General features: G+C 46.2%; 19 protein-coding genes and 1 pseudogene. 7 read left to right on the top strand and 13 right to left on the bottom strand.

Annotated features, from left to right (window positions below):
- Positions 1–286 precede the first annotated feature (286 nt).
- Positions 287–1,862, top strand: a pseudogene (locus RUW00_RS17770) (T7SS effector LXG polymorphic toxin).
- Positions 1,863–1,876: 14 nt separating this feature from the next.
- Entirely contained in the window at positions 1,877–2,266 is a 390-nt protein-coding gene (locus RUW00_RS17775) for an Imm50 family immunity protein (protein ID WP_280145378.1), read from the top strand.
- Between the two features lie 53 nt (positions 2,267–2,319).
- On the opposite strand, the gene RUW00_RS17780 is transcribed toward RUW00_RS17775, so the two are convergent.
- The 3 genes from RUW00_RS17780 to RUW00_RS17790 form a co-directional block, all read right to left on the bottom strand.
- Positions 2,320–2,544 carry a peptidoglycan-binding domain-containing protein gene (locus tag RUW00_RS17780; protein WP_315956720.1) on the bottom strand — a complete coding sequence of 75 codons (225 nt, stop codon included), beginning with the start codon at positions 2,542–2,544 and terminating at the stop codon, positions 2,320–2,322.
- An 83-nt stretch (positions 2,545–2,627) separates the two neighbouring features.
- On the bottom strand, positions 2,628–3,038 hold the full coding sequence (locus RUW00_RS17785) for a YjdF family protein (RefSeq protein ID WP_280145379.1): 411 nt from the start codon (positions 3,036–3,038) through the stop codon (positions 2,628–2,630).
- Positions 3,039–3,459: 421 nt separating this feature from the next.
- Complete coding sequence (locus tag RUW00_RS17790) at positions 3,460–3,924, bottom strand: DUF441 domain-containing protein (protein WP_025649717.1); 465 nt, start codon at positions 3,922–3,924, stop codon at positions 3,460–3,462.
- Positions 3,925–4,021: 97 nt separating this feature from the next.
- Between RUW00_RS17790 and ytvI the strand changes: the two genes are divergently transcribed.
- On the top strand, positions 4,022–5,137 hold the full coding sequence (gene ytvI / locus RUW00_RS17795; RefSeq protein ID WP_280145380.1) for a sporulation integral membrane protein YtvI: 1,116 nt from the start codon (positions 4,022–4,024) through the stop codon (positions 5,135–5,137).
- 31 nt (positions 5,138–5,168) lie between these two features.
- Here the strand turns inward: ytvI and RUW00_RS17800 are convergent, their stop codons facing one another.
- From RUW00_RS17800 to dnaE, 7 genes are all read right to left on the bottom strand, one after another.
- The gene (locus tag RUW00_RS17800; protein ID WP_012118168.1) at positions 5,169–5,552 is read right to left on the bottom strand and encodes an FxsA family protein; all 384 of its coding nucleotides are present in this window, start codon (positions 5,550–5,552) and stop codon (positions 5,169–5,171) included.
- A gap of 110 nt (positions 5,553–5,662) precedes the next feature.
- Positions 5,663–7,420: a pyruvate kinase gene (gene pyk / locus RUW00_RS17805; protein WP_007408069.1), complete on the bottom strand. Its 1,758-nt coding sequence runs from the start codon at positions 7,418–7,420 to the stop codon at positions 5,663–5,665.
- A 39-nt stretch (positions 7,421–7,459) separates the two neighbouring features.
- Positions 7,460–8,419, bottom strand: a complete 960-nt coding sequence (gene pfkA, locus RUW00_RS17810; protein ID WP_007408068.1) for a 6-phosphofructokinase — start codon at positions 8,417–8,419, stop codon at positions 7,460–7,462.
- Positions 8,420–8,610: 191 nt separating this feature from the next.
- Entirely contained in the window at positions 8,611–9,588 is a 978-nt protein-coding gene (gene accA, locus RUW00_RS17815; protein WP_014418621.1) for an acetyl-CoA carboxylase carboxyl transferase subunit alpha, read from the bottom strand.
- The gene (gene accD, locus RUW00_RS17820) at positions 9,573–10,445 is read right to left on the bottom strand and encodes an acetyl-CoA carboxylase, carboxyltransferase subunit beta (protein WP_017418350.1); all 873 of its coding nucleotides are present in this window, start codon (positions 10,443–10,445) and stop codon (positions 9,573–9,575) included. Before accD ends, accA begins: the two co-directional genes overlap by 16 nt.
- 329 nt (positions 10,446–10,774) lie before the next feature.
- The gene (ystJ, locus tag RUW00_RS17825; RefSeq protein ID WP_007613079.1) at positions 10,775–12,007 is read right to left on the bottom strand and encodes an NADP-dependent malic enzyme; all 1,233 of its coding nucleotides are present in this window, start codon (positions 12,005–12,007) and stop codon (positions 10,775–10,777) included.
- Between the two features lie 139 nt (positions 12,008–12,146).
- A complete protein-coding gene (gene dnaE, locus RUW00_RS17830; RefSeq protein ID WP_280145381.1) occupies positions 12,147–15,485 on the bottom strand; it encodes a DNA polymerase III subunit alpha in 3,339 nt (1,112 codons plus the stop codon).
- Between the two features lie 142 nt (positions 15,486–15,627).
- Between dnaE and ytrH the strand changes: the two genes are divergently transcribed.
- The 3 genes from ytrH (at position 15,628) to RUW00_RS17845 (ending at position 16,766) form a co-directional block, all read left to right on the top strand.
- Positions 15,628–15,969, top strand: coding sequence for a sporulation membrane protein YtrH (gene ytrH, locus RUW00_RS17835; protein ID WP_017418353.1), 342 nt, complete (start codon positions 15,628–15,630; stop codon positions 15,967–15,969).
- Positions 15,966–16,469 (top strand): sporulation membrane protein YtrI, encoded by a 504-nt coding sequence (gene ytrI, locus RUW00_RS17840; RefSeq protein WP_007408062.1) that lies wholly within the window; start codon positions 15,966–15,968, stop codon positions 16,467–16,469. Before ytrH ends, ytrI begins: the two co-directional genes overlap by 4 nt.
- Before the next feature lie 105 nt (positions 16,470–16,574).
- Entirely contained in the window at positions 16,575–16,766 is a 192-nt protein-coding gene (locus RUW00_RS17845) for a YtzJ family protein (RefSeq protein WP_003152436.1), read from the top strand.
- A gap of 17 nt (positions 16,767–16,783) precedes the next feature.
- Here the strand turns inward: RUW00_RS17845 and RUW00_RS17850 are convergent, their stop codons facing one another.
- Positions 16,784–17,725, bottom strand: coding sequence for a DHH family phosphoesterase (locus tag RUW00_RS17850; RefSeq protein ID WP_014418624.1), 942 nt, complete (start codon positions 17,723–17,725; stop codon positions 16,784–16,786).
- Positions 17,726–17,841: 116 nt separating this feature from the next.
- Here RUW00_RS17850 and RUW00_RS17855 point away from each other — a divergent pair, with 116 nt between their 5' ends.
- On the top strand, positions 17,842–18,144 hold the full coding sequence (locus RUW00_RS17855; RefSeq protein ID WP_014418625.1) for a YtpI family protein: 303 nt from the start codon (positions 17,842–17,844) through the stop codon (positions 18,142–18,144).
- 28 nt (positions 18,145–18,172) lie between these two features.
- On the opposite strand, the gene RUW00_RS17860 is transcribed toward RUW00_RS17855, so the two are convergent.
- Together RUW00_RS17860 and RUW00_RS17865 are read right to left on the bottom strand one after the other, a co-directional pair.
- The gene (locus RUW00_RS17860; protein WP_007408058.1) at positions 18,173–19,489 is read right to left on the bottom strand and encodes a CBS domain-containing protein; all 1,317 of its coding nucleotides are present in this window, start codon (positions 19,487–19,489) and stop codon (positions 18,173–18,175) included.
- Positions 19,490–19,627: 138 nt separating this feature from the next.
- On the bottom strand, positions 19,628–20,314 hold the full coding sequence (locus RUW00_RS17865) for a metal-dependent hydrolase (RefSeq protein WP_007613083.1): 687 nt from the start codon (positions 20,312–20,314) through the stop codon (positions 19,628–19,630).
- Between the last annotated feature and the right edge of the window lie 28 nt (positions 20,315–20,342).

Raw genomic sequence — 20,342 nt, forward strand, 5'->3', positions numbered from 1 at the left:
CTTCTACAAATATTCTAAATTTTCTCAAACAATATTCTAGCATACGTTTAGCATAATATGTAATATATAGGAATCATTTTCGACATACCGCAATTCTTATTTCGTTTTTACGCAATCAGAGGAAAGGGTAATTCAACCTATTTTTTAAAGTTCTAATCGAAGTCTAATAGTAAAAATAAACCAACCCAAAAGAACCGTTTTGTATTTGGAAGTTTTGTTATGTATTTACTCCGGCTTTCATCGTGGTAAAATTTTGAATAACATTTTATCGCGAAAGGATATGATCATGAAAATCTTTGAAGCAACCACCCTGCTTCGCCAAACAACGCGCAAACGAATACAAAGAATTGCGCAGCCAAATGACGAATCTGAAAAATGAGTTCCAAGGCATGGCAGACCTGGGCGACAGCGATTTTTCGGGCAAAGGCGCCGACAACATCAAAGTTTTATTTCAAGATCACGCTGGCGTCACAGATGAATGGCTGGAATTGATTGATATGAAAATTGCGTTTCTCACAAGCATAGAAGCTATGATTGAAGATGCCGGCCTTTCAGACTCTTATGTGGAAGAATCTTTCCTTGAACATGAATTGACAAACGCACTTGATAAATCAAAAGCGATTATGCAAGAGCAGCGGAACGAAATGAAAGGTATCCTTGATGAAATCGCAGATATACTGCCGCTCGATCTCTTTTCAACCGATAACGCGGATCAAAAATTAGATGATTCTGATACAACAAAAAGAGATACAATACAAAAAATTGGTGAGCTGGATAACAACCTTTCAAATGAGTATGCGCTGACAGAAGCTAATGAGGCGTTTATTATGGCGGAATTTCAGGCATTACAAGATGCGACAGGTAAAGGCAAAAACGCCACCCCGCTCAACTATAATGCTAAGGCGTATCGGGAAAGTGAAATCCACCAGATGCAAGCAGGATTACATAAGCAGTCATCCGAATATCTTTCGTTCAAAAAGCAGCAGGCTGAAGAGCGAAGAATCGCCAAGGAACAAGAAGAGGTTGCAAATAGACCCTGGTACGAAAAAACGTGGAATGCTGTATGTGATTTTACAGGTGAGGTTACCGGATATTATGATTATAAAAGGGCCGCTGATGGAGTTGACCCCGTCACAGGTGAAAAACTCACTGCCGGTCAGCGAGTCGCAGCCGGAGGAATGGCTGCTGCTGGTTACATTCCAATTGTCGGGTGGGCCGGCCGCATCTTTAAAGGCGGAAAAGCAGTCTATTCAACTGGAAAAGCGATATACAAGGCTGATAAAGCGCTCGAAATATATAAAACTCCCAAAACCTTTCATGCATTGGAAAGTTCTCAAAAAGGGCTTTATAGCTTAGTCTCAGCAAATGGTTTAAGTGAAGGGATAACAGGCCGTGATATGTTTGGGAATAAGATTTCCAAAGAACAGCAGCATAACAGTATTAATGCAGCGCTTGCTGTTTTTATGCCTTTCGGGGCAAAGGGTTTTTCCGGTAAAACAGGCCTTAAAACTTCAACTTCAGTTAAAAACACAACTATTATTGTTAGCAGAAAAGGGGCTTTGAAAGAAGCTAAAAGAGACGCCGGTATACCACGTGCTCAACATCCAGAGTCAATTAATCGAGTAGAAATGCGCACTGCTCCCCACGAAGGTAGTCGTGTAATTAAAGATAAAAATGGTAAGATCATATGGACGAGGGAGTACACTTTCACTAATAATAAAGGGGAAAAGATTATCATACAAGATCATAGTGCTGGGCATGAAAAAGGTGGTCAGGGCCCACACTTTAATGTTCGACCGATTGATAACACTCGAACAGGAAAGGTTCCTGGCACAAAAGAACATTATCCTTTTAACAAATAATTTGAGGTGATTTTATGTGGTACACAAAGATTGAAGAGAGTCGTTTTTTAAATAGTTTATATAATGAGGTGCCAAATTTAGAAAATGTACGCATCGAAGGAATTTACATAAAGGAGGAAGGCAGAAAAGTAACATTACATTTTGACATGCCATTTTATGCAGAAAACCCTCCTAAGAAATGGGCTAATTTAGGATACAACTCAATTGCTCTTCAAGTCGACTTTTTTGATATTCATTCTTTAGAAATGAAAACAACATCAGATACATACAGAGGAAACATCGAGATAAATAATGATGAAGAGGGATTATTAGAGGTTAATGTGACTGGGGAGATTACGGCAAAAATTAAAGCTGACGCAGGATTTATTCAATCAATAAATGGTTATATTAACGGAGCTATATAATTATGCTATATATACAAAAAAAGCCCCCTCTCAATGAGAGATGGGGCTTTTTATTATTCCAAAAGAGTTCTTAGTTTCATCTTTGTCTTTGGCCCATGAATGCCGTCAGCAGTCACGCCGTACATGGACTGGAATCGTTTGACTGCATTTGCTGATTTCGGGCCGTAAATATCTTCATCAAACCGTTCATCAATTGAAACTGACTCATTTACTGATGTAAGTGAATTTAAATAAATTGCAGAAAAACCCTCCTCATCTCGAGAAGGGCTCTGACTTATACTTCTTTTTCTCTAAATCAGTCCGAAGAAACTAACTGATGCCGCTCAACTTTTTAATCGGAGGGCTTTATCGGGTTCTCCGACTATTTGCCCCTATGCTTTTCTTTTGCTTTTTGTTTTCTGATTAAATATTTTTGTTCCTTTATTTTTTCTCTTTGTTTTCTATTCAGTTGTTTTTTCTTTTCTTTTCTTGCTTCAAGCTCCTGTTTTATCGCTTTTTGTGCCTTAGTTGATATCCCGATATTTTTCATCTCTTTAGAAGCTTGTCGTTGCAATCTTTTTGGGTTTAATTTCTTAGATTTTGCTTTAACACAAACCCTTTCTTGTTCAGTGTGGGAGAGAGTCGGTAAAAGTTGATTATTAACAAAATGCATTATTTCTGAATCCTTTGGCTCTTGTCCAAACAAATGACGAATTGCTCTTAATTTCCCATCATTCACAACTTCAATGACTCCTACCCAAAACTGACCATCGTAGTAAACCGTTAATTTCATAACGATTCCCTCCTCCTAAATTTACTGAAGAATGATGGACATCCCGAGGAGGGGAAGGTTACTGACATTTTAAATCATGCATCCGGACTACCAACCGAATTGTGTTTTTTCATTCTCATTATAAATTTAACAAACTTTCAAATTGAAGGAAAGGGTCTCCGCTTATTTTGAACAACACTTCAAGCTTTGCTTTGGTATCAGCGCATAAATTCCATCAGCTTTTAATCCATTCATCAATTGGAATTACTGCAATCGCTGTTTTCGCTCCATGTGCGCCGTCAATCCCGAAGTTCTTTGTTACATGGTAAGCCACTCCATTCATCGGAATAATGCAAATGGCATTTGTCTGAACTACAAAATGCGCAAGTGCAAACTCTAATTTTCTCCACAAAAAAAAGCAGCTTTACGCCGCTTTTTTACTTTACGAAGTGAATATTTTAACGATTTGCATGGCCAAGTAGGCGATTCCGGCGCCGATTAACGGGCCGACGGCGACGCCTCCGAAAAGCGCGACGGCAAGTATGGTGCCGATGACCAGCGCCGTTGTAATATGAGGGTCGTTTTCCAATAAGGTGAGACCGTTTTTGGCGATTAAGGCAACCGCGATCCCGGCACCGAGAGCGATCCACGCATAATATGATTTCATCGCTTCTGCGAGCTGTTTAAAACCGATATCACCTGTGGCAATCGGCACTAAAACGGCGATTGTAATGACGGTGACCCCCCAGTTGATGCCTTTTGACTGAATAACCGGAAATAGTTTCTGATCAAGACCGACAGCTTTTATCACAATGAGAAAGCCGACGGCAAAAAGCAATGACTGATTTTTGGCTACCAATGCGATGGCCAGCAATAATAGTAAAAATAAATTCGCCTGTGTAAACATCCTGAAAGCACCTTCTTTCATCATATCTGTATTCATATCCTTTTTTTTGACGAATAAACTAATGTAATAGGACGTGCCGACCGAGAGGAGGATCGATGTGAATCCGCACTATGCAATTGTTTTTTTCCGCGCGCTGTTTGTACTCGCTGCGGCCGGCGGCGCTTTAGCGGCCGGTTACGCCTCATTTCCGTTAACTTATCCGTTTCTGATCGCCCTTATTCTGTCATCAGCGATCATTCCCGTAGTTGACTGGCTGGACAAACTGACGGGGATGCCCCGGTCAGTCAATACAGTCATTGTCCTGGTCTTCTTTTTGCTTATTCTTCTTGGCGCGGCGACATTTCTCGTTGCGGAAATCATTTCGGGAACCGCCTATCTGGCCAAAACGCTCCCTCCCCATATCAGCGCCTTTATGACGTATTGCGAAGAGCTGTTCACTTCCCGCATTCAGCCATTGTACCACGAGCTGACCGTCCTATTTAACGGACTGGAAACCAATCAGCAGGCATCCATCGTGACGCATATTCAGACCCTCGGTGATACAGCCGCTAAAAATGCGGGGCTGATGCTTTCACATCTTTTGGAGCTGGTGCCGAAATGGATTGCCTTCCTTCCCAATACAGCTGCCGTCTTCATTTTCGCAATGCTGGCGACTTTTTTTATGACAAAGGACTGGCATAAGCTGAAGGCGCTGCTTTATTCCATTCTTCCGGAACGGGTTTCGGCAAACGCCAAGGCCGTATCGGGAGAGCTGAAAAAAGCGATGGCAGGTTTCATTAAGGCGCAGGCCGTGCTCATCCTTTTCACGATGATCATTGTCTTTATCGGACTTTTTCTTTTAGGGATTGAGCATGCGGCAACCATCGCCTTTTTTATCGGCCTGGTTGATCTGCTCCCGTATCTCGGCGCCGGGTCGGTCTTTGTTCCCTGGATTATGTATTTGGCCATTGCCGGTCAGCTTCCTCAAGCGATCGGTCTCGGTATTTTATATATTGTGGTTCTCATTCAGCGCCAGCTGACGGAGCCGAAAATTTTAAGCAAGTCAATCGGACTTGATCCGCTTGCGACCTTAATCGCCCTGTTTGCCGGCTTTAAACTGTTCGGAATTTTAGGACTGGCTGCGGGGCCCGCGCTGCTCGTTTTCATTCAGGCCTTTATCACAACGGGCGCTTTAAAAGAAATATGGGCCTATATTACTGTTCAGTCCAAATAAAAACAGCAGCCCTGTAAGAAGGCTGCCGTTTTTATTTGATAATGATCCGCTTGTTTTTTGACATTCCTCTCAGCCATTTGAACAAAAGCGGCTTCATGCGGTTCCGAGTGAACGGAATCAGAAGACAGGCCCCTGCAATATCGGACAGAAAACCCGGAAGCATCAAAAGCAGGCCTCCGAAAAAGACGCATATTCCGTCAAGAAGCGCTTCCCCCGGCATTTTGCCGTGCTGCAGGTCGCGCATCACCCGATGATACACATCGGTTCCCTGTCTTTTTGCCACCAAGGCGCCTAACACGCCTGTCAAAATGATGAGAAGGAAGGTCGGAAAAATACCGAGCCATTTTCCCGCCAGCAGAAACAAGCCGATTTCAATTGCCGGACACACGATAAACAGTAAGAATAAAACTCTCATTTTTCTGCCCTCCCGCCCTTCTAAAAGCGTGTCACCGCCCGCATGGGAATAGAAAAATCAGCCTAAAGACAAAAGAGAAGGGAGAACCCCCCTCTCTTTTTTAAAGCTGTTTAAAGAACGCTTGCGCGGCCTTCATACACAGCGCCGCGGGCAGCGTCAACTGTGATAACCTGTCCTTCTGTTAAAACTGAAGTTGCGTTCTCCAGACCGACGATAACCGGAATGCCCAAGCTTAAACCGACAACGGCTGCATGGCTTGTCAGACCGCCTTCCTCAGTGATGAGCGCTGATGCTTTTTCAAGTGAAGCGATCATGTCGCGGTCAGTGCTTGAAGCAACCAATACTGCGCCGTCTGTCATTTTTTGTTCAGCTTCTTTCGCATTTTTTGCAACAACGACCGGACCGAATGCAGATTTGCGTCCGATGCCTTGCCCTTTCGCGATAACGCTGCCGACAGTGTGGACTTTCATCAGATTCGTCGTGCCTGATTCACCGACAGAACCTGCTGTAATGACAATCAGATCACCGCGTTTCACGATGCCGCTGTCAAGTGATTTTTGAACCGCGTCTTCAAGCATTTCATCGGTTGAATTCGCGTTTTGGCCGCTTGCCGGGAATACACCGAATACAAGGCCGAGTTTGCGTGATACAGACTCATTAACCGTAACGGCTACAATCGGAGCCTGCGGACGGTATTTCGCGATCATACGCGCCGTATGGCCGCTTTCTGTAGGGGTAACGATAGCTGCCGCACTCAGATTGATCGCCGTGTGCGCAACTGATTGGCCGATCGCATCGGTAATCGTCATGCCGACCTGATCTCTGCGTTTAGACAGAATTTCTTTGTAGTTCAGAGATTCTTCCGTGCGTGTGGCGATGTTAAACATTGTTTGAACCGCCTCGACAGGATATTGTCCCGCAGCCGTCTCACCGGAAAGCATGATAGCGTCTGTGCCGTCGAAAATGGCGTTGGCAACGTCACTTGCTTCAGCGCGTGTCGGACGAGGGTTGCGCTGCATGCTGTCAAGCATTTGTGTCGCAGTAATAACCGGTTTGCCAAGCGCGTTGCATTTTTTGATCATTTCTTTTTGCACGAGCGGCACTTCTTCGGCCGGAATCTCTACGCCGAGGTCTCCGCGCGCTACCATTAAGCCGTCAGATACTTCCAGGATCGCATCCAGGTTGTCCACGCCTTCCTGGTTCTCGATCTTAGGAATGATTTGAATGTCAGACGCGTTATGCTCTTCAAGCAGTTCGCGGATTTCCAGGACATCCGTAGAACGGCGTACAAATGACGCAGCGATGAAATCAACGCCTTGCTCGATACCGAATACGATGTCTTTGGCGTCTTTTTCAGTAATTCCGGGAAGGTTGACGCTGACGCCGGGAACGTTTACGCCTTTTTTATTTTTCAGCGTGCCGCTGTTTAAGATTTTTGTTTTGATTTCGTGTTTTTCCGGATTTGATTCCAGCACTTCCAATCCGATTAAACCGTCATCCAACAGGATGATAGACCCTGCTGACACGTCGTCTGCCAGGCCTTCATAAGAAACTGAGAATTTTTCAAGCGTTCCCAGCACCTGTTTCGTCGAAACGATAATTTCATTTCCCGCCTGAAGCTCAAGCGCGCCGTTTTCCATATCGTGCGTGCGGATTTCCGGACCTTTCGTATCGAGGAGAATCCCCACGTTTTTGCCGAGCTTTTTGCTTGCTTCTCTGATGTTTTTGATTCTTGCGCCGTGCTCTTCGAAATCACCGTGTGAAAAATTCAGACGAGCAACGTTCATACCCGCTTCCATCAATTTTGTCAGCATTTCTACACTTTCACTGGCCGGACCGATTGTACAAACGATTTTTGTTTTTTTCAACTCGTTCACTTCCTTCTGAAATCTTCAGCTTCTTCCGCCTTAAATAGACAGTTCTTTTGAAAGCTGATACATGTTTGGTTCAACAGTATGTTTTGATTCTAAAATTTCTATAATATCATGGTCTACAAGCTTGTTGTTTTGTATACCTACGCAGCGTCCGCCTTTTCCTTTAAGCAGAAGCTCAACCGCGTAAGCGCCGAGGCGGCTTGCAAGAACCCGGTCAGAAGCGCTTGGAGATCCGCCGCGCTGGATGTGCCCTAAAACGGATACCCGTGTTTCAAGGTTCGTTTCTTCTTCGATGCGTTTTCCGAATTCAACCCCGCTGCCTACCCCTTCTGCAACGATGATGATACTGTGTTTTTTGCCGCGGTCGTGCCCTCTCTTCAAACGGCCGATAATTTCCTGCATATCGTAGTCCGCTTCAGGAATTAAAATTGATTCCGCTCCGCCTGCAAGACCTGCCCATAAAGCAATGTCGCCCGCATGGCGCCCCATCACTTCAATAACGTATGTACGCTCATGAGACGTAGCGGTGTCACGGATTTTATCAATCGCATCAATTACGGTATTTAGCGCCGTATCAAATCCGATCGTAAAATCAGTTCCCGGGATGTCATTATCTATCGTACCCGGTACACCTACACACGGAAACCCGTGTTCCGTTAATTTTTTCGCACCCATGTATGAACCGTCTCCGCCGATGACGACAAGACCTTCAATGCCGAGTTTCTTTAAATTTTCGATTCCTTTTTCACGGCCTTCAACTGTTTTGAATTCAGGACATCTGGCCGTGTACAGCTTTGTTCCACCGCGGTGGATGATGTCACCGACCGAACCAAGCTCCAGTTTCTCTATTTTTCCGCTGATTAATCCTGAATAACCGTTATAAATTCCGTACACTTCGACGTCGTGGTAGATAGCTTTCCGCACAACCGCGCGCACCGCAGCGTTCATACCCGGGGAATCCCCGCCGCTCGTTAAAACTCCTATACGCTTCATTTCCTATTCACCTCAGCAACATATATATGTTAAACATATCATGATCATTGCCCTAAAACAATGAAAAGGGACGCCTGAGCTCCCATGAAACCTTACCTATTATACAATTAAATAAATTGTTTTTAAATAAAATTTAAGGAATATCACAAAAATCACAAAAAATAAACGTGAGCCATAGGCTTCACGTCTATTCAGTTTACCCCGATATATTGATCTTCAACCGAAACTTTCCCGATTGCTTTATATTTTTCATAGCGCTGTGAGATCAATTCTTCGGCGTTCATTTGAAGAAGAGATTTTAACGTTTCTTTAAGAATACCGTCAATGTAGCCCGCCTGCTGCTTGATATCATGGTGAGCTCCGCCCTTCACTTCTTTAATCATATCATCAATAATTCCTAATTCTAATAAATCGGGCGCAGTAATCTTCATGGTTTCGGCCGCTTTTTTCGCAAGGCTGGAGTCTTTCCACAAAATGGACGCGGCTCCTTCAGGAGAAATAACGGAATACGTCGAGTTCTCAAGCATCAGCATGCGGTTGCCCACACCTAATGCAAGCGCGCCTCCGCTGCCGCCTTCCCCGATGACGATACAAACGACAGGCACTGTCAGGCCGGCCATCTCGAACAGGTTCTTGGCGATGGCTTCACTTTGTCCCCGTTCCTCCGCCGCTTTACCCGGGTACGCTCCCTTCGTGTCGATGAAGCAGATAATCGGGCGGTTGAACTTATCCGCCTGCTTCATGAGACGAAGCGCTTTGCGGTAGCCCTCAGGGTGAGGCATCCCGAAATTGCGGACGAGGTTTTCTTTCGTGTCTTTTCCGCGCTGATGTCCGATGACGGTGACCGGCATGCCGTGATATTTGGCGACTCCGCCGACAATCGCAGCATCATCTCCGTATGTTCTGTCTCCGTGGCACTCAAAAAAGTCGGTAAACAGATATTGAATGTAATCAAGCGTCGTCGGCCGGTCGGGAAGGCGTGCGATCTGCACTCTGTCCCACGGCTTCAGGTTTTTATAAATCTCATCCTGGAGCTTGCTTAGCCGGTCTTCAAGCCTTGCGATTTCAGCGCTTAAATCCATCTCCGAATCTTGGGTGAATTTTTTCAGTTCGGCGATTTTCGTCTGCAGTTCAATCACTGGTTTTTCAAATTCTAATCTTGCAGCCACTCATGCTCACCTCCTGTTTGGTGCATGTCCAGCAGAAATGCGAGTTTGTCTTTCATGTCGTTTCGGTGAATCACCGCATCAAGCTGGCCGTGCTTTAATAAAAATTCCGCCGTCTGGAAATCTTCCGGCAGTTTTTCCCCGATCGTCTGTTCAATAATACGTCTTCCGGCAAATCCGATCAAGGCGCCCGGTTCAGCGAAATTATAATCACCGAGAGACGCGAAACTGGCCGATACGCCGCCTGTCGTCGGATGGGTCATGACAGAAATAATCAGTCCCTGCTCCTCACTGAACAGTTTTAATGCAGAGCTTGTCTTGGCCATTTGCATAAGGCTTAAGACCCCCTCCTGCATACGTGCGCCGCCGGAAGCGGTAAAGATGATAAACGGGACTTTTTCCTCTTTTGCTTTTTCAATTGCAAGCGTGATTTTTTCGCCGACAACCGAACCCATGCTGCCCATTCGGAATGTTGAATCCATGATCGCGATCACGGCCGGGAATCCGCCGATGGTTCCTTTTCCGGTAACCACCGCTTCATTTAGCGATGTTTTCTCACGGTCTTTTTCGATTTTTTCTAAGTATCCCGGGAAACCGAGCGGGTTTTCAGATATCATTCCCTGGTTGAATTCTTCGAATGAATCTTCATCCAGGAGGCTTTCAATGCGCTGCTTTGCATTCATCGGGAAATGGTGCCCGCAGTTCATGCAGACGCGCAGGTTTTTATCTAACTCTTTTGTGAGCATGATTTTTTTACATTTGGGGCACTTTGTCATAATGCCTTCCGGAACATCATGTTTTGCCTGCTCAGACGGCACGGAAGCATATTTTTTCTTTTTTGTGAATATATCCTTTAACAAATGATTACCTCCCTTTTGTGAAGGGTTCTCTTCACTGCATGTCTTCCGATTAGATAGACTTAATAATAACTTTACCGAAACTATTGTACTTTTTTTGTCAAACGGTGTCATCCTCCATTCGACATTTTTTGCTGCAAAACAGACGGAAACGGACGGATTTCATACCGTAAAAAGCGTTGTTCAGCCTTATCTGTCAGCGTTTTCAAAAGAAATAAGGATTCTGCTGAAATTTTTTTAAGACCTGCCCTTAAAAAAATGCCAGCAGTCCGTATATTGAACAGCAGCGCGTTGTTTTTTTTCCAACGCGCTGCCATTTCATTTTTGTGTTATTATTCGCCGATGACCGTGAGCTGTCTTGTTTTTTCAGCCACTTCCTCAGGATCGACCGTAATTCTGGCGACCCCCGTTTCCATCGCTGCTTTCGCAACAGCTTTCGCAACGGCAGGAGCCACACGTTTGTCAAATGGAGCCGGGATGACATAATCAGCGCTTAATTCTTCCTCTGAAACGAGGGAAGCAATCGCTTCAACCGCAGCAATTTTCATTTCTTCGTTGATGTGAGTCGCGCGAACGTCAAGCGCCCCGCGGAAAATTCCAGGGAATGCCAGAACGTTGTTGACCTGGTTCGGGAAATCAGAACGGCCTGTTCCGATTACGCTTGCGCCGGCTGCGCGCGCGTCTTCAGGCATGATTTCCGGATTCGGGTTGGCCATTGCGAAGATAATCGGATCTTTCGCCATGCTTTCCACCATTTCTTTCGTCAGCGCGCCTTCGACTGATACGCCGATAAAGACGTCTGCATCTTTAATGACATCCTGCAGCGAACCGTCGTTGCGGTCTTGGTTTGTAAACTTCGCCACTTCGTTTTTCACTGCGTTCATGCCGGCCGGACGCCCTTCGTAAATCGCCCCTTTAGAGTCGCACATTACGATGTCGCGTACGCCGAAATGGTAAAGAAGCTTGATGATCGCGATGCCTGCCGCTCCCGCTCCGTTTGCCACAACTTTAATGGATGACATGGATTTTCCTGATAATTTCAGCGCGTTTACAAGTCCGGCAACGGTTACGATGGCAGTGCCGTGCTGATCATCGTGGAAAACCGGAATGTTTGTTTCTTTTTTCAGGCGCTCTTCGATAATGAAGCAGTTCGGCGCCGCAATATCTTCAAGGTTGACACCGCCGAATGTCGGTGCAAGCAGCTTTACAGTGTCAATGATTTTGTCCACATCGTTTGTGTCAAGCGCGATCGGGAATGCATCCACGCCCGCGAAACTTTTGAACAGTACCGCTTTCCCTTCCATGACCGGAAGAGAAGCTTCAGGCCCGATATTACCGAGACCGAGAACGGCTGATCCGTCTGTTACGACTGCTACCATGTTCCCCTTCATTGTATAATCATATACTTTATTTTTATCGTCATAAATCTCTTTACAAGGCTCAGCTACTCCGGGAGAGTAGGCAAGGCTTAAGTCGTCCGCGTTTCTGACTTCTACCTTTGCTTTTGATTCCAGCTTTCCTTGATTTACTTTGTGTAAATGTAACGCTTCTTCTCTTAATGACATTCTAAACACTCCTTTTAAGTACTTTGTTACATATTCTGCCGCATAGACTGGTACAATCGCTGGAGGTGAAAAATTTCAGAATCTTTAAATAAGATAGCACAATTGTTTCAATTGTATAACAAAACGATTATTGTTACCACTATTTTAACACGACGTTTTCGCGGCCCAGCAGCTCTTTTAAACGGTATAACACCTGATGGTCCGCCTGAATATGAAAAGTATCCGGCAGCCTGATCGTCTGCTTGTCTTTTTCATAATAAAGATAAACGCCGGTTTCCCCTTTATGCTCCAGTAAAATACGCTTCATCTTTTCCAAAAACTCCTGATTGTGCCGGCTGCCTTCGATTTTGATGTAAACAGACGGCGCTCTGTCTGCCTCCGTCTGCTCAAGAAGAGAGGCGGATGACATGATGAATTGTGTCTTCTCCTGACGCTCTTCCATTTTTCCGGCGGCGAACAAAAGCGCGCCTTCTTCTAACAGCGGAGACAGCCTTCTATATTGGTCAGGAAACACGACGGCTTCCATTTCTCCCGTTTCATCGCTTAATGTGAGAAACGCCATATGCTGACCTGTCTTTGTCCGAATCGTTTTGATGCCCGCGAGCAAAGCGCCGATTGACAGCTGCCCCTTCGGCATCTGCCGCGCTGCTGTGATCGCTTGCGCCCCCCGTTTTTTCAGGAGATCCCTGAAAGCAGACAAAGGATGGCTTGAGAAATAAACACCGAGAGCTTCTTTTTCGAACCGAAGCTTGTCCACGAGCGGAAATTCCTCAGCCTCTACATATTTTGGCTTAATGGAGAACGATTCTTCCAAAAACAATCCCATTTGGTCATCGTCTGCACGAAAAAGTTCAGCGTGCTCTAAAGCCACATCAACGGAGGCCAGCAAGGCTGCGCGATTTTGATTGAATTCGTCCATGGCGCCAGAAAATATAAGGGCTTCGATGGTTTTCCGATTCACGCTTTTTGCAGGTACGCGAAAGCAGAAATCGAAAAGATCCTCGAACGGTTTATGTGTTCTTGCTTTATAAATATCTTTCACTGCCGAGACGCCTACGTTTTTAACGGCCCGCAAACTGTATCTGACGGCTCCGTTTTCCGGCGCAAACGGAAAACCGCTTTTGTTTATTGACGGCGGAAGGACTTGAATCCCGCTCCCCTTCGCTTCATGCAGATATTGCGATATTTTGTCCTCATTGCCGATGACGCTCGTCAACAGCCCGCACATAAAATATAACGGATAATGGGCTTTTAAATAGGCGAGCTGATAGCCGATCATGCTGTATGCGACAGCATGGCTTCTGTTGAATCCGTAGTTAGCGAATTTTACAATCAGATCGTAGACCTCGTTTGCAGTGACTACAGAATACTCCTTTTTTAAGCACCCTTCAACAAAATGGCTTCGCTCTCTGTCCAGAATGTCCTTTTGCTTTTTGCTGACAGCCCGTCTGAGCAGATCCGCTTCACCTAATGAAAACCCTGCCATGCGCGAGGCGATCATCATTATCTGTTCTTGATAGACGATGACGCCGTAAGTGTCACTGAGAATATTTCTTACGTCCTCGTGCGGCACTTCCACACGCGCCCGCCCGTGCTTCCGGTCGATAAATAACGGAATATTTTCCATCGGTCCCGGCCTGTAAAGCGCGTTAACCGCGACAATGTCTTCCAGTCTTGACGGCTTCAGGCGTTTCAGCACGTTTCTCATTCCTGATGATTCCAGCTGGAAAATACCCGTCGTATCACCGTTTGACAATAGCGAGAACGTTTTTTCATCCTGATAAGAAATCTCGGAAAAATCAATTTTCGTATTCGTCTCTTTTTCAATCATCGTTTTAATGGATTCAATAAGCGTCAGGTTGCGCAAACCTAAAAAGTCCATTTTTAAAAGACCGAGATCTTCCAAGTGATCCATCGCATACTGCGTTAAATACACGCCGTCATGCCCTTCTTGAAGAGGGACAACTTCAGAAAGCGGCTCTTTACTGAGAACGACCCCCGCCGCGTGTGTTGACGTGTGCCGCGGAAGACCTTCAATTTTCCTTGCGATCTGAAACACTTTATGAAGAACGGCGGATTCGGACAGCCGCCTGTTCAGCTGAGCGGACTGCCGCCTCGCCTCCTCAAGCGTCATTCCCGGTTTTGACGGAATCAGGCGGGCAAGCTGGTCGGCTTCTTTCGGGCTGATTCCGAACACTCTCCCGGTATCCCTTAACGCCGCCTTTGCGGCCAATGTCCCGAAGGTGATAATCTGGGCGACGTGCATGGCCCCGTACTTATTTTGTACATACTGAATGACCTCATCCCTTCTCGTATCAGGGAAATCGATATCAATATCCGGCATGCTGATCCGCTCGGGATTAAGAAACCTCTCAAACAGCAGAGAATGTTTAAGCGGATCCACGTCGGTAATGAAAAGGGAGTAAGCGACAAGCGAGCCTGCCGCGGACCCTCTTCCCGGACCTGTCACAATGCCCTTTTCATGCGCATACTTCATAAAGTCCCATACGATGAGAAAATAATCACTGAATTTCATGCGCCTGATGACGTCCAGCTCATATTCAAGCCGGCGGACAGCGCGCTCATCAGGAGTGCCGAAACGGAGGCGCAGCCCCTCATGACAGATCTCCGCCAAATAGTCATCGGCTGATTTGCCGTCCGGCGCCGGAAAAGACGGAAGCTGTGTCTGTCCGAGGCTGACATCGACCCGGCATTGCCGGGCGATACGCGCGGCTGCTTCAATCGCTTCCGGATGCCGCGTGTAAAACTCTGCCATTTCTTCAGGCGTCCTCAAGTATAAGTCCGGCAGATTCCCGCTCTGATCCTCCCATTTCTCTCCAGCTTTAATAGCGCACAGACAGCGGTACGCATCTTGATCTTCTTTCTTGATATAACGGACATCCCCCGCAGCGCAGACAGCGATTTCCGTTTCGGCTGACAGGCGGAGAATCTCTTCTGATAACGTCTCATGTCCTTTAAACGGCTGGTACCCTAAATAAAAACGGCCGTCTCCGAACAGCTCCCGGAAACCTTTGGCAGCCCGGACCGCTTCTTCAAATTTCCCGGCTTGAAGCAGGCTTTCAATGTACCCGTTTTCACCGGGCGTAATGGCGATCAGCCCCTCATGATAGCTCTTCATCCATTTTCGCTTCATACCGCCCTTTGCCATGGATTGCAGCGCACTTGAGATTTTCACCAGGTTCTGATATCCCGTGTTTGTCTCTGCTAAAAGAATGAGCGGGTGTGCTTCAAGCTCCGTATCGTCCGTGTATATAGAAGCCGTCAGACCGATAATCGGCTTAATTCCGTTTGATTTGCATGCTTTATAAAACTCAATGGCGCCGTACATCACATTTTCGTCCGTCAGCGCCAATGATGAATATCCGAGTTCCTTCGCTTGTGCAACAAGCTCTTTTACAGAAGCGGCGCTGTTTAACAGGCTGTAGCCGCTATGTACTTGCAGGTGAACAAAAGACAATGCCGCCACTCCTTTCCCATACGTTCATTTTGCCTTTCTACATTATAAGACGGGTTTTCTTAAGAAACAAATGTTCTTTTTTGACTCATCATCATACTTGTCCGTTTCGCTCAATATGATAGAAAAGTGAGGTGGTGTATATATGGATCAGGAAGCCGGATTTATGGCGAATTTCATCAGCAGTTATTTTATCGCCCTCGGTGTGTTGCTCGGCGGCGCGCTGATCGGCGGCCTCGGAGCTTATTTATCAGGCGAGCCTCCGCTGACGGCGATCACAAAATTGGCGAACAGGCTGAAGATTTGGGCGCTTGTCGCGGCCATCGGGGGAACATTTGACGCGGTATACAGTTTCGAGCGGGGGCTGTGGGAAGGCAACACGCGCGACATCTTCAAACAGCTTCTTTTAATTATTTCAGCAATGGGCGGCGCGCAGACCGGCTGGCTGATTATTTCATGGCTGACCCAGGAGAATATGTCATCATGAGAATTCCCGAGTATTATAAAAAACCGGGATGGCAGCGTTTTTTTGCGGGAATGATGTGCGGAGCCATCGTCAGCTGGCTGTTCTTTTTGTTTACATACGGAACGTTTCAGGAAGAACAGGTGACGTTAATTGAAAAGCAGCGGGAGCACGCGCGGGATTTAAAAAACCAAATCTCCATCTATCAGAAAGATCTTCATAAATTAAATGAGGATAATAAGCAAAGGCTGCTCATCCAAAGTGTTGATGTGAAGCTGATCAATGGGGAAAAATACAGAATCGCCCAGCCTGACAAGATGAAATTTGAGGAACAAGTGAAAGATAATATTTCTGAAGTCATCACAAAGGATATTGAAAGCGTGTATAAAACAAAGGAGCTTTTAAAACGGACGATCGAAAACAAAATATACACCATAAATGAGAAGGAATTTAAAGCTGAAGTAAAGGAACTGACGATTTATACGAGATTGTCTGTCGAAATTCATATTTCTTTTGCGACGTAATTATGTCATTTTTAAAAATTTTCCATAGATCTGTCGCTTTTTTCTCCGCTTTTTTATAAACTGTAGATGAGACATTTTCAATGATTCTGAAGGGAGGAAGGGAAAATGGAGGTTTTTAGTGAACGACGCTTGGCAAAAGATCATGCAGCCCGAATCAGACAAGGCTATTCCGCATATGCAGAAACAGACACACTCGCTTCCCTCATAAAAAAAGAACTCCAAATCTGTAATCTCCGCGTCTACGAAGACCTGACTGAATTCGGCTGCTGGTTCATCCCCGTGACAGATGAACACTAAGAAAGAGGGTCTCCCCTCTACTTGTGTTCGTTACATATCTCTTCCAGATCAGCAAGAATCTGATCGGTTTCATCCCAGCTGAAGATGGATGCGCCGGCCGCAAGCGGATGTCCGCCGCCATTGTATTTCCGGGCAATTCCGTTGATGACCGGACCTTTTGAACGGAACCGGACTCTGATTTGATCGTCTTCTTCTACGAAAAACACCCAAGCGCGGATACCCGAAATATTTCCGAGTGTTCCGACAAGCTGCGACGCTTCAGAAGCGGTGGTTCCATATGTCTCCAAAATGTCTTTTTTAATGAAAACGGAAGCGACGCCGTTTTCAGACAGTGACACATTTTGATAAATAAAGCCGTTAAGCTTCACCACATTTAATTTTGTTTCATACAATTGATTGAACAGCTCTGACGATGAAAATGGGAACTCAATGAGCTCTCCCGCGTATTTTAATGTCTTTTTTGTGGTGTTCGGGAATAAGAAGCGCCCCGTATCACCGACGATACCCGCGTAGATCAGCTCAGCTGCTTTCGTATTCAGTTTCCAGCCGTGCTGCTTTCCTTCCAGGTACAGCTCATAGATCATTTCGCTTACGGAGCTTGCATTCGTATCGACCCATAACAGATCGCCATACGGATCTTCATTTGGATGGTGGTCTATTTTCATGAGCTTTGCGCCGGAATGGTAGCGCTGATCGTCGACCCTGCCTTGGTTTGCGGTGTCGCACACGATGACAAGAGCATCTTTATAGGTTTCGTCATCCACCTCATCGAGGGAATATAAAAAAGACAAGGACGGCTCAGGCTGTCCGACGGCAAAAATATTTTTTTCGGGATACGTTTCCCGCAGGATTTCCGTAAGGCCGCACTGTGAACCGTAGGCGTCCGGGTCAGGCCTCACATGTCTATGTAAGATAATGGTGTCATATAATGATATGGTTCTGATCAGTTCGGATTTCATCGTTTTCTCCTTTTCGTTTTTATTCATTTAATCATACTCTTTATCCATGGAAAAGGAAAATCTTTCAGTAACGGTATAAACGGTTTTGCAAACTCATATAATGGAGGATTTCATTTATGCTGGTTTTTGTTTTTCTCATCGGGCTTTCTGCCTGCTTTTACGTGTATTACAAAGTAAAAGGAATCCAGACGAAACGGGCGCTGGAGAAGGAATGTTTTTCGGCTAAATCAAGTATGGCATTAGGTGCGCTGGTGCTTTTGTACGGAGTAAACCAAATGATTCTGTTTCACTCCGTCCTGACCCTGGTCATCGGCGGCGTCTTCATTTTAATCGGAGCAGGCAGCGCATGGGCCGGGTATAGAGCCTATAAGCATTATGAGCCCATCCATGCAAAGGAAGCGGAGAGGGACCACGCATAATGAATGCAAAGGGACCCGGGTGCGTCCCTTAACTTCTCTCCATCAGCTGCACCATGAGCATCGCTTTTGAAACGATGCCGCTTTGGCTTGACACTTCCACTTCCATTTTCCCGAATTTCCGGCCCGCCTCTAAAATGCGCGGTTTCACTTCAATGACCGACTCCATCTGTACGGGCTTCAGGAAGAAAATCGTAATGCTTTCAATGACCAGCTCGCCGCGTTTGCGGGAGCGTAAAAATCGGCTGGCGGCCTGGGTTAAAATCGTCGTAAACACCCCGTAAGAAATCGTGCCGAGCTGATTGGTCATTTGCGGCGTGACTTCATATTGATAAACGGCCGGCGTTTTGTCATCTTCCTCTTCTTTAAATCCCCTTGAAACAATATCATCCAGCTTTTCACCGACCTGAGGCTGCTTTTGAACCATTTGAAGCGCTTTTAGGACATCCTGGCGGCTGATCATTCCGATCAGTTTGTGATGCCCGTCTGTCACCGGAAGCACTTCAATTCCTTCCCAAACCATCATTTGAGCCGCTGAGGCGACAGATGTTTTCCCGATCACCGTGACAGGGTTTTTGGTCATTACTTTTTCAATCGGAACTGACCGGTCATGCCCCGCGATATCTTTCGATGTGAGGATTCCGTGGATTTTCATCTGCTGATCGATAACCGGGAAGCGGCCGTGTCCGGTTTCATAGTTCTTTTCGTACCATTTCTCCAGCTTATCCTTAGGGGACAGCGTCACTGTCCGATCTGCGGGCGTCAAAATGTCTTCCACGAGCACAATCTCTTTTTTTATGAGCTGATCATAGATCGCCCGGTTGATCATCGCGGCTACCGTAAAGGTATCGTAGCTCGTGGAGAGAATCGGAAGCTCAAGCATATCGGCCAGCTCGATAATGCTGTCGTCGGTATTAAACCCTCCCGTTACCAAAACAGCCGCGCCCGCTTCAAGCGCCTGGCGGTGGGCGTTGATTCGGTTCCCGACGATTAACAGGTTCCCCGCCGCTGTGTAACGCATCATCGCGTCAAGCTCCATCGCGCCGATCACAAACTTATTCAACGTTTTATGCAGACCGGCTTTTCCGCCGAGCACCTGGCCGTCTATCACATTGACGACCTCGGCGTATGTCAGCTTTTCAATATTTTCTTTTTTCTTCTGTTCAATCCGGATGGTCCCCACACGTTCAATAGTGGAAACGAATCCTTTGTTTTCGGCTTCCTTAATGGCTCTGTAAGCCGTTCCTTCACTGACTTTCATTTCTTTCGCAATTCTTCTGACCGAAATTTTTTCACCGACAGGAAGCGAATCTATGTATGATAGGATTTGTTCATGCTTTGTTGCCAAGCGTTTCACCTCTAAGGACAGTCTTCTGCTTTTATTATAAGGGTACGGGGGATTCATTCGCAATGAGACGCCCGAAAAAAGGCGGCATCACAAAAAGACCTTCTGAATGCTTGATTCAGAAGGTCTTTGACACATATGTCAGGCAAGCTCAATGGTCTCGCCGGCCGCCATGACTTTGCCGACGCCTCCGGGCAGACTTTCGGCGAAAGCGTCAGGGTCCTGTTCAATGACAGGAAATGTATTGTAATGAACGGGAACGACCTGTTTCGCTCTCAGCCATTCAGCCGCGAGTTTTGCATCTTCAGGGCCCATGGTGAAGTTATCACCGATCGGCAGAAACGCCAGGTCAATGTGATTCAGTTCCCCGATCAGTTTCATATCTGAGAACAGCGCCGTGTCTCCGGCGTGGAAAATCGTTTTGCCGTCAATCGTCAATAAAATCCCGGCAGGCATCCCCGTGTACGTAATGGTTTTGTTTTCTTCATCAGTGACCGCCGATCCGTGGAATGCCTGTGTCAGTTTCACTTTGCCGAAATCAAATTGGCGCGCCCCGCCGATATGCATCGGGTGGACCTTTAAACCTTTAAAGCCGAGATAAACGGCAAGCTCGTTCGGCGCAATGACGAGCGCATCGTTTTGTTTAGCGATCTGCTCTGTATCTCCGACATGGTCATTGTGTCCGTGAGTAAGCAGGATGACATCCGCTTTCACTTCTTCCGGTTTCAAATTTGTCAGACTGTTTCCGGTCAGAAACGGATCAAAAATAATGTTATGGGTTTTCGTTTCCACTTGAATGACAGAATGTCCGTGATAAGTCACTTTCATCGTTTTCACCTCATAAAAAATTAATATT

The sequence above is a fragment of the Bacillus sp. IS1 genome (genome assembly GCF_032461585.1).
GTDB classification, from domain to species: domain Bacteria; phylum Bacillota; class Bacilli; order Bacillales; family Bacillaceae; genus Bacillus; species Bacillus velezensis.

What these genes read in the sequence shown, in the direction of transcription:
- RUW00_RS17775 (WP_280145378.1), top strand. Translation starts at nt 1,877, where the DNA reads ATGTGGTACACAAAGATTGAAGAGAGTCGTTTTTTAAATAGTTTATAT.
- RUW00_RS17785 (WP_280145379.1), bottom strand. Translation starts at nt 3,038, where the DNA reads ATGAAATTAACGGTTTACTACGATGGTCAGTTTTGGGTAGGAGTCATT.
- RUW00_RS17790 (WP_025649717.1), bottom strand. Translation starts at nt 3,924, where the DNA reads ATGTTTACACAGGCGAATTTATTTTTACTATTATTGCTGGCCATCGCA.
- RUW00_RS17800 (WP_012118168.1), bottom strand. Translation starts at nt 5,552, where the DNA reads ATGAGAGTTTTATTCTTACTGTTTATCGTGTGTCCGGCAATTGAAATC.
- pfkA (WP_007408068.1), bottom strand. Translation starts at nt 8,419, where the DNA reads ATGAAGCGTATAGGAGTTTTAACGAGCGGCGGGGATTCCCCGGGTATG.
- ystJ (WP_007613079.1), bottom strand. Translation starts at nt 12,007, where the DNA reads ATGTCATTAAGAGAAGAAGCGTTACATTTACACAAAGTAAATCAAGGA.
- ytrH (WP_017418353.1), top strand. Translation starts at nt 15,628, where the DNA reads ATGGATCAGGAAGCCGGATTTATGGCGAATTTCATCAGCAGTTATTTT.
- ytrI (WP_007408062.1), top strand. Translation starts at nt 15,966, where the DNA reads ATGAGAATTCCCGAGTATTATAAAAAACCGGGATGGCAGCGTTTTTTT.
- RUW00_RS17845 (WP_003152436.1), top strand. Translation starts at nt 16,575, where the DNA reads ATGGAGGTTTTTAGTGAACGACGCTTGGCAAAAGATCATGCAGCCCGA.
- RUW00_RS17850 (WP_014418624.1), bottom strand. Translation starts at nt 17,725, where the DNA reads ATGAAATCCGAACTGATCAGAACCATATCATTATATGACACCATTATC.
- RUW00_RS17855 (WP_014418625.1), top strand. Translation starts at nt 17,842, where the DNA reads ATGCTGGTTTTTGTTTTTCTCATCGGGCTTTCTGCCTGCTTTTACGTG.
- RUW00_RS17865 (WP_007613083.1), bottom strand. Translation starts at nt 20,314, where the DNA reads ATGAAAGTGACTTATCACGGACATTCTGTCATTCAAGTGGAAACGAAA.